At 62.5% G+C, this 12,724-nt stretch carries 11 protein-coding genes and 1 pseudogene; all 12 read left to right on the top strand.

From position 1 onward, the window contains the following. The first annotated feature begins 1 nt into the window (after position 1). The 12 genes and pseudogenes from PTE30175_RS10850 to groL all read left to right on the top strand — a co-directional run bounded on the left by PTE30175_RS10850 (position 2) and on the right by groL (position 12,595). Entirely contained in the window at positions 2-1,120 is a 1,119-nt protein-coding gene (locus PTE30175_RS10850) for an ABC transporter ATP-binding protein (protein WP_150697106.1), read from the top strand. Then, positions 1,117-1,854: an ABC transporter permease gene (locus tag PTE30175_RS10845; protein WP_150697069.1), complete on the top strand. Its 738-nt coding sequence runs from the start codon at positions 1,117-1,119 to the stop codon at positions 1,852-1,854. The genes PTE30175_RS10850 and PTE30175_RS10845 overlap by 4 nt, the downstream gene beginning before the upstream one ends. Before the next feature lie 38 nt (positions 1,855-1,892). Then, positions 1,893-2,789, top strand: a complete 897-nt coding sequence (locus PTE30175_RS10840; protein ID WP_150697068.1) for a glycine betaine ABC transporter substrate-binding protein — start codon at positions 1,893-1,895, stop codon at positions 2,787-2,789. Positions 2,790-2,841: 52 nt separating this feature from the next. Next, the gene (locus PTE30175_RS10835) at positions 2,842-3,717 is read left to right on the top strand and encodes a nitrilase-related carbon-nitrogen hydrolase (protein ID WP_191628979.1); all 876 of its coding nucleotides are present in this window, start codon (positions 2,842-2,844) and stop codon (positions 3,715-3,717) included. Positions 3,718-3,720: 3 nt separating this feature from the next. After that, positions 3,721-4,917 (top strand): acyl-CoA dehydrogenase family protein, encoded by a 1,197-nt coding sequence (locus PTE30175_RS10830; protein ID WP_224788691.1) that lies wholly within the window; start codon positions 3,721-3,723, stop codon positions 4,915-4,917. Between the two features lie 18 nt (positions 4,918-4,935). Continuing rightward, entirely contained in the window at positions 4,936-6,522 is a 1,587-nt protein-coding gene (locus PTE30175_RS10825; protein ID WP_150697065.1) for a class I adenylate-forming enzyme family protein, read from the top strand. Next, complete coding sequence (locus tag PTE30175_RS10820) at positions 6,519-7,319, top strand: crotonase/enoyl-CoA hydratase family protein (RefSeq protein ID WP_150697064.1); 801 nt, start codon at positions 6,519-6,521, stop codon at positions 7,317-7,319. Before PTE30175_RS10825 ends, PTE30175_RS10820 begins: the two co-directional genes overlap by 4 nt. 3 nt (positions 7,320-7,322) lie before the next feature. Beyond that, entirely contained in the window at positions 7,323-8,660 is a 1,338-nt protein-coding gene (locus PTE30175_RS10815; protein ID WP_150697063.1) for an MmgE/PrpD family protein, read from the top strand. A gap of 100 nt (positions 8,661-8,760) precedes the next feature. Continuing rightward, a complete protein-coding gene (locus tag PTE30175_RS10810; protein WP_150697062.1) occupies positions 8,761-9,744 on the top strand; it encodes a GlxA family transcriptional regulator in 984 nt (327 codons plus the stop codon). A gap of 87 nt (positions 9,745-9,831) precedes the next feature. After that, positions 9,832-9,960 (top strand): annotated as a pseudogene (locus PTE30175_RS10805) (3-hydroxyacyl-CoA dehydrogenase); the annotation flags it as partial. Positions 9,961-10,611: 651 nt separating this feature from the next. After that, entirely contained in the window at positions 10,612-10,902 is a 291-nt protein-coding gene (groES, locus tag PTE30175_RS10795; protein ID WP_150697060.1) for a co-chaperone GroES, read from the top strand. A gap of 46 nt (positions 10,903-10,948) precedes the next feature. Continuing rightward, positions 10,949-12,595 carry a chaperonin GroEL gene (gene groL / locus PTE30175_RS10790; RefSeq protein ID WP_150697059.1) on the top strand — a complete coding sequence of 549 codons (1,647 nt, stop codon included), beginning with the start codon at positions 10,949-10,951 and terminating at the stop codon, positions 12,593-12,595. Positions 12,596-12,724: the final 129 nt, after the last annotated feature.

Genomic DNA, 12,724 nt, shown 5'->3' with positions numbered 1-12,724 from the left:
CATGATCAAGCTCTCCAACGTTACCAAGCGCTATGACGGCGCGAGCGGCCCGGTGGTCGAAAACATCAACATGGAAGTGGGCGCCGGCGAAATCTGCGTACTGCTGGGGCCCTCCGGCTGCGGCAAGACCACAACGCTGAAGATGATCAATCGTCTGATCCAGCCCACCTCCGGCAAGATCTTCCTCGAGGGGAAGGATACCGACGCGTTCGACGTGGTCGAGTTGCGCCGTCGCATCGGCTACGTGATCCAGCAGATCGGCCTATTTCCGAACATGACGGTCGAGGAAAACATATGCGTGGTGCCGCAGCTGCTCGGCTGGGATAAGGCCCGGGCGCGCCGGCGGGCGGCGGAGCTGCTCGAGATCGTCGCGCTCGACCCGGCCATCTACCTGACGCGCTACCCGAAGGACCTGTCGGGCGGTCAGGCGCAGCGTGTCGGCGTGGCGCGGGCGCTCGCGACCGACCCGGCCGTGATGCTCATGGACGAGCCGTTCGGCGCGATCGACCCAATCAACCGGGAACTGATCCAGGACGAATTTCTGCGGATCCAGCGGCAGGTCAAGAAGACCATCGTCTTTGTCAGTCACGACATCGACGAGGCGGTCAAGATGGCCGACAAGATCGCGATCTTCCGCGCGGGCCAGCTTGAGCAGTTCGACACACCCGACAACATCCTCGCACGACCGGCCAGTCCCTTCATCGCCGGCTTCGTCGGCGCGGACCGGGCGCTCAAGCGCCTGCGGCTGGTCCATGCGCGCGATGCGCTGTCGGCGCGCGAGTGCGCAGTGCGGGTCGGGGAGAGCGGCGCGCGCGCCCGGGCGGTGATGGCCGAGCACGGGGTCGACCGGATCGTGTTGCTCGACGCGGCCGACAAGCCGCAAGGCTATTTCACGGCCGCGCAGTTGCACGCCCTCGAGGGCACGCTGAGTACCGCACATGCCATGCCGGTGCACAGCACCGCGAATTCCCGCGACGATCTGCGCGCGGTGGTCTCCTCGATGTTCGCCAGTGGCGCGTCATGGCTGCCCACGGTCGACGACGACGGCCGCTTTGTCGGCTACGTCAGCCAGGCACATATCGTCGAGCTGCTGCGCGTCCCTACGGGAGAGTCGGCATGAAACGCGAACGACATAGCGGCGCACCCGCGTGGGTGCGCGCAGCGACCGGCGGGGCGCTCGCCGTGGCGTGCGCGGGGGCCCGCGCCGACAGCTGGTGGACAAGCGTGGCCCAGTATCGCAGCGACGTCGTGTACCAGTCGATCCAACTGATGACGATGGTGGCGATTGCCGGCGCGCTGGCCATTATGGTGGCGGTGCCGGTGGGCATCTACATGAGCCGGCCGTCGCAGCGGCACGGTGCGGCCGTCGTCATGCAGACATTGAACGTCGGCCAGGCGATCCCGAAACTCGCGCTGCTGGCGCTGGCGATGAGCGCGATGGGCATCGGCCCGGTGCCGGCGATCTTCGGCTTGTGGGTGGCCACCTTGTTGCCGATCGCCCTGAATACCTATGAGGGGTTGCGGGCGGTGCCGCGCCCACTGATCGAGGCGGCCACCGGCATGGGCATGACGCCGGCGCAGATCCTGTGGCGCGTCGAGCTGCCCAACGCCTTGTACGTGATCTTCGCGGGTATCCGCACGGCCCTGGCGATCACCGTCGGGACCGCGCCGCTGGCCTTCCTGATCGGTGGCGGCGGGCTGGGCGAATTGATCTTCACCGGCATCGACCTCAATGATTTCACCATGTTGCTGGCCGGCGCCATTCCGACGGCGTTGCTGGCGATCTTCACCGACGCGTTTGTCGGGCAATTGCAACGCCGGCTTGTGTCGCGCGGCGTCAACCCCCAACGTTGAGTCACCGGGCCACCAGCCATTCATCCTTCGAGGAGACCATGAATAATTCATATTTTGCGCGCGCCACTGCGCTGATCTGTGTACTGCTAGCAACCTTCTGGATTTTCCCGTCGTCGGCCGCACCGATCGTGGTCGGCGGCAAGAATTTCACCGAACAGCAGTTGATGGCGGAGATGACCACGCAACTGCTGGAGGCGAAGGGCTTCACGGTGACCAAGAAAGACGGCATGGGCAGCGTGGTGTTGCGGCAGGCCCAGGAGAATGGCCAGGTTGACCTGTACTGGGAGTACACCGGCACCTCGCTGATCACCTACAACAAGATCACCGACCGGCTCAGCCCCGACGAGGCCTACCAAAAGGTCAAGGCGCTCGACGCCGCCAAGGGCATCGTCTGGCTGAATCCGTCGAAAGCGAACAACACCTACGCCTTTGCGATGAACCGGGACGCCGCGAAGCAGCTCGGCATCGTGACGGTAAGCGATCTGGCCAAGGCGATCCATGGCGGCAAGGCATTCACGTTTGCGTGCAATTCCGAATTCTATGCCCGCCCCGACGGCCTGCATCCGCTCGAGAAGGCCTACGGCTTCGAATTCAGTCGCGACCAGATCAAGCGCATGGACACGGGACTGACCTATCAGGCCCTCAAGGACCGGCAGGTCGACATCGCGCTGGTGTTTGCCACCGATGGCCGTGTTCCGGCCTTTAACTTCGTGCTGCTCAAGGACGACAAGGGCTTCTTCCTGTCCTACGCGCTGACGCCGGTGATCCGAAAGGCAGTGCTCGACGCCAACCCGACCTTGGGCCCGATCCTGAACGCGCTGTCGGCCAAACTCGATGAGACCACGATGGCCCGCCTGAACGCGAGCGTCGATGTGTCGAAAAAGTCCTTCAGCGACGTCGCCCGCAGCTTCCTGAAACAGGCCGGCCTGATCTGATGCACGACCACCACGCTTACGCAGGCAACTCGAGAGATCGGAAATGCACCCCATGACCAGAAATGAACCACAGCAAAACCTGATCAAGGTGGCCGCCGCACAAATCGACGGCGCGTACGGCGATGTCGGCATCAACCTTGCCAGGCACCTTGACTATATGGCGCAGGCACGCGCCAGTGGCGTTTGCCTGCTGGTCTTCCCCGAGCTCTCGCTATGCGGCCACAGCGCCGGCAAGGACACCCTGCGGCTCGCCATGACCGCCGACGATCCGGCGATCGCCACGCTCGCCCAGGCCAGTACCGATCTGCACACCGTGTTCGGGTTCATCGAAGAGGCGCCTGCCGGACAGTTCTACAACAGCACGGCGACCGTTTCGAATGGCAGGATTGTCGGCATACACCGCAAAGCGCAACTCGCGACCTACGGCAAGCTTCGGGATGGACAGTATTTTGCCGCCGGCACGAGGCTCGAGAGTTTCCCTTTGAATGATCGGTGGCACGTGGCGACGCCGATTTGCGCCGACCTGTGGAACCCGGCACTCGTGCATACGCTCGCCTGCGATGGCGTCACGCTGATCGCGGCGTCGATCAGCTCAGCGCGCGAAGCAGTGGGCGAAGGCTTCGACAATCCCGGCGGATGGGACGTCAACCTGCGCTTCTATGCGCTGACCTACGGCGTGGGCATCGTCATGGCGAATCGCGTCGGCACTGAAGGCATGATGAATTTCTGGGGCGGCTCGCGCATTCTCGATCCGTTCGGCAAGACCGTGGCGCTCGGCTCTGAGACGGAAGAGGGCCTCGTCATCGGTGAGCTTGACTATGCGTCCATCCGTCAGGCGCGCTTCCTGCTGCCCACCGTGCGCGACGCGCGAGCGTTCGCGCTGCGCCAGCGCACAAGCCGACGCGACCTCGCCACCCAACCTGACTGAGACATGACGATGCGAGACTTTCTGCTTGACGACGCCGATCGCGCGTTCCGGTGCGAGGTGCGCGATTTCCTGCGGCGCGAACTGGCCCCGCGGGCGAGTGACATTGAAGACCAGCAGGACTGGTCTGCGGTGAAGCATGTGGTGCGCTCGCTGGGCGAGGCAGGGTACCTGCGACTGATGTTTCCCGAGTTATACCGAGGTCCGCTCGCAAAGCCGGGCCTCACCCATGCAACGGTGCTCTCCGAGGAGGCCGCATACATCAACTACGCGTTTGAGACGACCATTGCGACCGCACTGAGTTGCGCCTACCCGCTGCACCGTCATGCGGGCGAGCGATTGCGCGAAACCTATTTGGACCCCATTCTCGACGGCACCGCGATTGGCGCGATTTGCGTGACTGAACCCAATGTCGGCAGCGATTCCGCAGGCATGGAAACGCGGATCGACTTCGATGCGAAGACCAATGAATGGGTCATCAACGGCTTCAAGCGCTATATCTCGAACGCCTCGGTTGCCGATGTGTACATCGTCTATGGCACCGCGACCGATGCTGACCCGGCTCATGCAGGCATGACGGCCGTCGCAGTCCCGGCGACCGCGCCCGGCGTCCGTTTCCCGCGCAATTACACGTTCATGGGCCGGCGCGGCTGCATCGTGGGCGAAGTCGAGTTCAACGACTGCCGCGTGCCGGCCGATCACCTGCTCGGCGAGCGGGGCGGCGGCTTCCGCATCATGCGCGGCATGTTCAATTTCGAACGGGCAATCCTCGGCGGCTCAGGCCTCGGGGTCGCACGCAGCGCGTTCGACATTGCCACGGCGCATGCGCAGCGGCGCAGGTCGTTTGGGCAGATGCTGGGCTGCAAGCAGTTGATCTGGGAGAAGATCGCGCAAATGAGTTGGCGCATCGATGCGGCGGAACTCCTTACCTATCGGGCCACCAAGATGTACGACGCCGGGGCCGACGGCAAGGCCCTCATGAAGGAGGCAGCCATGGCCAAGCTGGTGGCTACCGAGACCGCGAATTTCTGCGCCAACGAAACGGTGCAGATCCTTGGCGGCGACGGCATTACCAAGGAGTACGGCCGTGCCGAGCAAGTCTACCGCGATGCCCGTGCGCTCACGATCGTCGGCGGCACGTCGGAGGTCGCCAAATACCTGATTGCCAGCCGCGACCTCCCGGATATCCGGATCAATCTCTAAAGCGTTTCACCCCGTCCCATGCTCACGATCACGTCACTGTTTGAAAACACCGTCGCAAAGTATCCCGAGCGACTAGCGCTCGTTTGCGGCGACACCACGCTTACCTATGCGGTATGGGGTCTGCGCGTCAGGCGATTCGCACAGGCGCTGTTCAGCCTCGGCGTTCGGCCCATGGACCGGGTTGCCATCCTGCAGAAGACGTCCGATGCGACGCCGACGGCCTATATGGCGTGCCAGCTACTCGGTGCCATCGCCGTGCCGATGAATTACCGCTTGTCGGCCAACGAGGCTGCCTTCATCCTGCGGGATGCCGGCGCGCGTGCCGTGATCTACGATGAATCGATGCTGCCCGTCATCGGCAAGATCGAGCAGGCACTGCCGGACCTGCGTACCTTCGTCTGGGTGTCGGGCGCGCCGGCCGCCGCAGCAATGCCGCCAGCGCATCACCATGCCTTTGAGGCGCTGATCGACGGTGTCGAAGCGCTTGATGCGCCACTGCCTCGCGTGAAGCCGGACGACATCTCGGCGCTCGTCTATACGTCCGGAACGACCGGCCGCCCCAAGGGCGCGATCCACACGCACGGTAACGACGTCGCGATCGCGACCAACTGCGTGATGGAATACAGCCTGACGAGCGAAGACGCCGCATTGCATATCGCGCCGTTGTATCACGTGGGGGGCATGCAGGCTTATTTTGTGCCCCACATGATGGTGGGCGCCGCGAACGTGATCTTGTCGCGCTACGAACCGCTGGCCACGCTCGAGACGATTGCGCGCCATCACATCACGACGCTGTTCGCGGTGCCGACGCAAATCCAGGACATGTTGTTCCATCCGCGCTTTGCCTCGATCGACGTCAGCAGCCTGCGCATGATCACGACGGGCGGCGCGGCGATTCCGGCTGCAACCATGCAGCGCGTGATCGAGGAGTTCTGCCCCAATATCTTCAACGGCTATGGGATGACGGAGGCGAGCCTGACGTTGCTGCTGCATCCGCGCGATGCCCTGGCGTATCTTGGCTCGTGCGGCAAGCCGACGCTGATCAGCACCTGTCGCGTCGTCAAGCACGATCCGGAGCGAACCGTGTCGCCGGCCGAGACCGTGCCTGCCGGCGAAGTCGGCCAGCTCCTCGTGAAGGGCCCGCAACTGGCAGCCAGCTACTGGAACAATCCAGTCGAGACCGAGAAGAAATTCAAGGGCGGCTGGTTGTATACGGGCGACCTCTTCAGCGTCGACGACGCGGGGTATTTTCACTTCCATGGCCGCGCCGACGACATGATCGTGTCGGGCGGGGAGAATATCTATCCGCGCGAAGTCGAGGAAGTCCTGTATCGCTGTCCCGGCGTGCAGGAGGCTGCGGTGATCGGGGTACCTGACCCGAAGTGGGGGCAGGCGGTCACCGCCTTTGTCGTGCGCAGCGACGCGCATCTTACCGAGGAGGTCGTCGTCGCGTTCTGCAAGGCGAGCGACGACCTCGCCCCCTACAAGCGTCCGAAAAGGGTGTTTTTCGTCGATCAACTGCCGTTGAACCCGAGCGGCAAGGTGCTGCGCCATGAACTGGCCGGTGCAGTTTATCAACGCCTGACGACAGGAGCCTCACAATGAGCGACGCAGTCCGGTATGAGCTCGACGAAACGATCGTCACGCTGACCCTGAACCGGCCGGCCACGCGCAACGCGCTCACGGAGATGGAGGTCGTCGATGCCCTGGTGGCTAGCCTCGAGCGTGCGCAGGCGGACCTCGCCGTGCGGGCGATTATCCTGACAGGCGAGGGGACCGCATTCTCGTCGGGGGGCAACATCAAGCATATGCGCGACGATGTCGGCACATTCGCAGGCGGCTCGGCGCACATTCGCGAGAACTATCGGCGCGGCATCCAGCGCATTCCCAAAGCATTCCATGAACTCGATGTGCCTTGCATCGCCGCGGTCAATGGCCCGGCACATGGCGCTGGCTGCGATCTTGCCCTGATGTGCGACATCCGCCTTGCCGCCGCAAGCGCGGTGTTTGCCGAAAGTTTCGCCAAGGTGGGCATCATTCCGGGCGACGGCGGCGCCTGGCTGCTGCCCCGTGCCATTGGACTGTCGCGCGCATGCGAAATGATCTTTACCGGCACGCCGATTGATGCGCAATGCGCGCACGAGTGGGGACTGGTTTCGCGGGTCGTGCCGGACGGTGAATTGATGGATGCGGCGCGCGCGCTCGCTCGAGCGATCGCCAGCAATCCTCCCGGCGTGCTGCGGATGTCCAAGCGGCTCATCAGAGAAGGACAGCGAATGGATCTGCCCAGCCTGCTGGAATTGTCGGCTGCGTTCCAGGGCATCGCACACCGCACCGCCGATCACCGCGAGGCTCTCACGGCAACCTTCGAGCGGCGGCCCGCCCATTTTACCGGAGATTAACGCATGAGCACCCCGGCTATTTCGTTCATCCATCATCTGACGTTCGGCGATTTGCCGCAGGACGTTGTCGAGCAGGGCAGATTGTGCCTGCTCGATCTGCTGGGCGTCGCGCTGGCCGGCCGAACGACTACCTTGTCGCATATCGCGAGTGACCACGCAGTCGAGTTTTTTGCGCCCGGCAAGATGCGCTCGCGCATTCTCTTTGATGGGCGCGTGGCAAGTCCTGTCGGCGCAGGCCTCGCGGGCGCGATGACGATCGACAGCTGCGACGGACATGACGGCCACGCCGAGACGAAAGGGCACGTTGGCGTGACGGTGCTCCCCGCGCTGCTTGCGCTGGCGGAGCAGCGGCCCGAGATGAGCGGCCGGGAATTTCTCACGTCGCTCGTGCTCGGTTACGAGATCGGCACACGCGCGGGCATTGCGCTGCATGCGAGCGCCTGCGACTATCACACGTCGGGTGCCTGGAACGCGCTGGCTGCGGCATCGCTGGTCGCGCGCGTGCTGGAACTCGATCCGCAGCAAACGCGCGAGGCACTCGGTATTGCCGAATACCATGGGCCGCGCAGCCAGATGATGCGATGCATCGACCATCCGACCATGGTGAAGGATGGCTCGGGGTGGGGATGCATGGCGGGTCTCAGTGCCGGATTTCTTGCACGGCAGGGTTTCACCGGTGCGCCGGCACTTACCCTCGAGCAGCCTGAGGTACAGCGGTACTGGAGCGATCTCGGTGAGCGCTGGCGCATCATGGAGCAGTATTTCAAGCCGCAACCGGTATGCCGCTGGGCGCATCCGGCCATCGACGCGGCACTGACGCTCAAGCAGCGGCACCGTTTTGCGAGCGAACAGATCCGCGAGGTGCGCGTCGCGACCTTCCATCATGCCACGCGACTTGCCCATGCGCAGCCCGCGACGACGGAGCAAGCGCAATACAGTTTGCTGTTCTCGGTGGCCGTGGCACTCAAGTACGGCACGGTCAGTTTCGATGCGATCGAGGGCGCGCGCCTCACGGACGCCGAAGTGCTTCGGCTCAGTCATCTGATACGCACCCAGGAGCACGCCGAATTCACATCCCACTTTCCGAAGGAGCGCGTGGCGGACGTGAGCGTGGAGCTGCACGACGGCCGCGTCTTTGACTCCGGGCCGACCCAGGCACGTGGCGATCCGGACTTGCCGTTTGGCGCCGCCGCGATCCGACAGAAGTTCCGCCAGTTCGCCGAGGGCGTCTGCGACGCACGGCAGGCGAAGGATCTCGAGAGCCGCATCGACGACCTGGGCTCGAACGACGCCCCGATCGCGCCATTGCTCGATCTGGTGCTAAGCGAGATCCGGGTGTAATCTTCCGGATCGATGCGCGCGACCCTCGCGGCCCAGGCGAAGAGGGCGCGTGCGAACTATCGGCTGCCGACAGCCTCCTGTCATCGACCTGCAATTGCCCATGGCTCTGTCAGAATGCGATCAAGGTGATCCGACGACCCAGCGCATGGGTTTCTTTCTCGTCCCGCATTTCTCGATGATGGCGCTCAGTTCAGCGACTGAACCGCTGCGCGCGGCCAACCGGATGTCCGGCAAGCCGCTCTATAGCTGGCACTTGATCAGCGCGGATGGCGAACCGGTGTCCTCGAGTTCCGGCTTTTCGCTTTTGCCGGAGTTTGCGATGACATCGTCGCCCCAGTTCAGCCATCTGTTCGTGGTTGCCAGTATCGGCGTAGACGATTATCGCAATGCGCAAGTATTCGACTTCCTGAGGCGATACGCCGCGACGGGCTGCCCCTTGGGCGGCATCAGCCTCGGCACGATGATCCTCGCGCGCGCCGGACTGCTTGACAAGCGGCGCTGCACGATCCATTGGGAAGCCCTGCGGGCGTTTGCCGATGAGTTTCCGTCGATCGAGGTGACCCGCGACCTGTACTGTGTTGACGGCAATCGCTTGACCTGTGCGGGCGGCACGGCTGCGATGGACCTGATGCTCGATCTCATCGCGCATCAGCATAGCCGTCAACTCGCGGCCGAAGTGGCCGATAATTTCCTGCACGCGCGCATGCGCGGCTCCGAGGAAAGCCAGAAAATGGCGATCCAATGGCGGTACGGCATCGAAGACCGGCGCATGGTCAACGCGATTACGCTGATGGAACAGAACATTGAGCGGCCGATCCCGATCACGACCATCGCTTCGCTGACGGGCATATCCCCCCGCCAGTTCGAACGGTTATGGCTGAAGCATTTGAAGGTGCGGCCCTCGCAATTCTATTTGGAGCTGCGACTAAAGGCGGCACAAAAATTACTTCACGAATCGACATATCCGCTACTCGATATCGCGATGCGCTGCGGATTCACTGGCGCGTCTCACCTTGGCCGGTGCTACCGGAAGTTTTTTAACCGCACACCCGGCCAGGAACGCACCGCGAAAGACGGGCTGTAACGCAGGGTAGTACCACGGGTGGTATGCAGCATCTCCATCTTGGTCAAGAGGGAAAGGAAATAGATCTGAAGAATGCGTGTTTCATTGTCACTGGCGGCCCCTCCGGACTTGGTGCCGCGACCGTGCGCCGCGCTCGTCGCGCACGTTTGCGAGAACGTCATGCCCAATGACGAAGTGATTCGTCTTGATGGCGCGTTGCGGATGGCGGCGAAATAGCGGTACGTGGATAGGGCGCGCCCATACCGGATTGCACGTCGGCGTTCGGTTCGAACGCATTACGGTGACGACTCGCGCCGGTGGCATCGCCGTCGGTCACCGCCTCGCGGCACAACGCCAACTGGCTGGATTGCATGACATCTTGCCGTTTGGCAGCCGAGTAGACCGATTTGATCCGGTTTGCGGTGCGACCATCATTTTTGGCGAAACAACAGGAGTATCCCTGGATGCCATGCGAGAACAATCAGAACAGTCGCATTTCACTCGAGCGAATTGAGAACGCGAGTGCGGTGATCGACCCGGTGTTCCTCAACGAGCCCCAGTTCGAATGCGAATCGCTTTCCGAAGCGTTAGGCGCCCGTGTCGCGCTCAAGGTCGAGACCGTCAACCCGATCAGTTTTGGGGGGTTCGTTACCCCATTTTCTGTCCGCCAACTATTGCAACGACAAAGATCTCAAGTTGGCGTGCGAAAGTCTCAAGTTGAGTTGCGAACGACACTAGGGAAAACCCCCGGCCTTGAAATAGTAAAACCTCGTCCCTATAATTAGCACTCGTCGGCACAGAGTGCTAACAACCTTGGAATTCAGTGAACATGCAATATCCTGCATGTTCCGCTTTTGGCAATCTCACTGAGAGAAAGAGGAGCTTGTAATGAACCTTCGTCCCTTGCATGACCGCGTTATTGTCAAGCGCCTGGACAATGAAACGAAAACCGCTTCCGGTATCGTGATTCCCGACGCTGCTGCCGAAAAGCCGGACCAGGGTGAAATCCTGGCCGTCGGCCCGGGCAAGAAAGACGATCAAGGCAAGAACATTTCGCTTGACGTGAAGGTGGGCGACCGCGTCCTGTTCGGCAAGTACGCCGGCCAAAGCGTGAAGGTCGATGGCCAGGAACTGCTGGTCATGCGCGAAGAAGACATCATGGCCGTGGTCAACAAGTAAGCTTGTTTTCCGTCGACATTTCGTAAAGTATTCAAGGAGTTAAGTGATGGCAGCTAAAGAAGTCGTTTTCGGCGATTCCGCTCGTGCCAAGATGGTCGAGGGCGTCAACATCCTCGCCAATGCAGTCAAGGTGACCCTGGGCCCGAAGGGCCGTAACGTCGTGCTCGAGCGCAGCTTCGGCGGCCCGACCGTGACCAAGGACGGTGTATCGGTCGCCAAGGAAATCGAGCTGAAGGACAAGCTCCAGAACATGGGCGCGCAAATGGTCAAGGAAGTGGCTTCCAAGACCAGCGACAACGCCGGTGACGGTACCACCACCGCTACGGTGCTGGCCCAGTCGATCGTTCGCGAAGGCATGAAGTACGTTGCTGCCGGCATGAACCCGATGGACCTCAAGCGCGGTATCGACAAGGCTGTTACCGCTGCCATCGAAGAACTGCGCAAGATCAGCAAGCCCTGCACGACCAACAAGGAAATCGCCCAGGTTGGCTCGATTTCGGCCAACAGCGATTCGTCGATCGGTGACCGCATTGCCGAAGCGATGGACAAGGTCGGCAAGGAAGGCGTGATCACCGTTGAAGACGGCAAGTCGCTGCAAGACGAACTCGACGTCGTCGAAGGCATGCAGTTCGACCGCGGTTACCTGTCGCCGTACTTCATCAACACCCCGGAAAAGCAAGTTGCGATTCTGGAGCAGCCGTTCGTCCTGCTGTTCGACAAGAAGATCTCGAACATCCGTGACCTGCTGCCGGTGCTGGAGCAAGTCGCGAAGGCTGGCCGTCCGCTGCTGATCATCGCTGAAGACATCGAAGGCGAAGCCCTGGCAACGCTGGTGGTCAACAACATCCGTGGCATCCTGAAGACCTGCGCCGTCAAGGCTCCGGGCTTCGGCGACCGCCGCAAGGCCATGCTGGAAGACATCGCCATCCTCACGGGCGGCCAGGTCATCGCCGAAGAAATCGGCCTGACGCTGGAAAAGGCCACGCTGGCTGAGCTGGGCCAAGCCAAGCGTATCGAAATCGGCAAGGAAAACACGATCATCATCGATGGCGCCGGCGAAGCCGCCAACATCGAAGCACGCGTCAAGCAAATCCGCGCGCAGATCGAAGAAGCCACGAGCGACTACGACCGTGAAAAGCTGCAAGAACGCGTGGCCAAGCTGGCCGGCGGTGTTGCCGTGATCAAGGTTGGCGCCGCCACCGAAGTCGAAATGAAGGAAAAGAAGGCACGCGTCGAAGACGCGCTGCACGCCACCCGCGCTGCCGTTGAAGAAGGCATCGTCCCGGGCGGCGGCGTTGCGCTGCTGCGTGCTCGCTCGGCCATCGCCTCGATCAAGGGCGCCAACGCCGATCAAGACGCCGGCGTCAAGATCGTCCTGCGCGCCATGGAAGAGCCGCTGCGCCAGATCGTCGCCAACGGCGGCGACGAAGCCAGCGTTGTCGTGGCTGCGGTTGCCGCAGGCCAAGGTAACTACGGCTACAACGCTGCCACCGGCGAGTACGGCGACCTGGTCGATATGGGCGTGGTCGATCCGACCAAGGTGACCCGTACGGCGCTGCAAAACGCCGCTTCGGTGTCCGGTCTGCTGCTGACGACCGACGCCGCTGTGTGCGAAGTCCCCAAGGAAGATGCTCCGATGGCTGGCGGCATGGGTGGCATGGGCGGTATGGGCGGCATGGGCATGGACATGTAAGTCTCGCAAGAGACTGCGTGACCCGGACGCCGCAAGGCGTCCGCGCTGCACAAGAACGGCAACGCATGCTTCGGCGGCGTTGCCGTTTTTCTTGATATCTGTGGGGCGTTGCCGCGTGATTGGCGTCGC

The sequence above is a fragment of the Pandoraea terrae genome (assembly GCF_902459695.1).
Taxonomy (GTDB): Bacteria; Pseudomonadota; Gammaproteobacteria; order Burkholderiales; family Burkholderiaceae; genus Pandoraea; species Pandoraea terrae.
This window is presented reverse-complemented; position numbering and strand designations above follow the sequence as displayed.

Bases quoted from the DNA above. Each gene is read 5' to 3' on its own strand.
- PTE30175_RS10850 (WP_150697106.1), top strand. From the start codon at position 2: ATGATCAAGCTCTCCAACGTTACCAAGCGCTATGACGGCGCGAGCGGC.
- PTE30175_RS10845 (WP_150697069.1), top strand. From the start codon at position 1,117: ATGAAACGCGAACGACATAGCGGCGCACCCGCGTGGGTGCGCGCAGCG.
- PTE30175_RS10840 (WP_150697068.1), top strand. From the start codon at position 1,893: ATGAATAATTCATATTTTGCGCGCGCCACTGCGCTGATCTGTGTACTG.
- PTE30175_RS10835 (WP_191628979.1), top strand. From the start codon at position 2,842: ATGACCAGAAATGAACCACAGCAAAACCTGATCAAGGTGGCCGCCGCA.
- PTE30175_RS10830 (WP_224788691.1), top strand. From the start codon at position 3,721: ATGACGATGCGAGACTTTCTGCTTGACGACGCCGATCGCGCGTTCCGG.
- PTE30175_RS10825 (WP_150697065.1), top strand. From the start codon at position 4,936: ATGCTCACGATCACGTCACTGTTTGAAAACACCGTCGCAAAGTATCCC.
- PTE30175_RS10820 (WP_150697064.1), top strand. From the start codon at position 6,519: ATGAGCGACGCAGTCCGGTATGAGCTCGACGAAACGATCGTCACGCTG.
- PTE30175_RS10815 (WP_150697063.1), top strand. From the start codon at position 7,323: ATGAGCACCCCGGCTATTTCGTTCATCCATCATCTGACGTTCGGCGAT.
- PTE30175_RS10810 (WP_150697062.1), top strand. From the start codon at position 8,761: ATGGCTCTGTCAGAATGCGATCAAGGTGATCCGACGACCCAGCGCATG.
- groES (WP_150697060.1), top strand. From the start codon at position 10,612: ATGAACCTTCGTCCCTTGCATGACCGCGTTATTGTCAAGCGCCTGGAC.
- groL (WP_150697059.1), top strand. From the start codon at position 10,949: ATGGCAGCTAAAGAAGTCGTTTTCGGCGATTCCGCTCGTGCCAAGATG.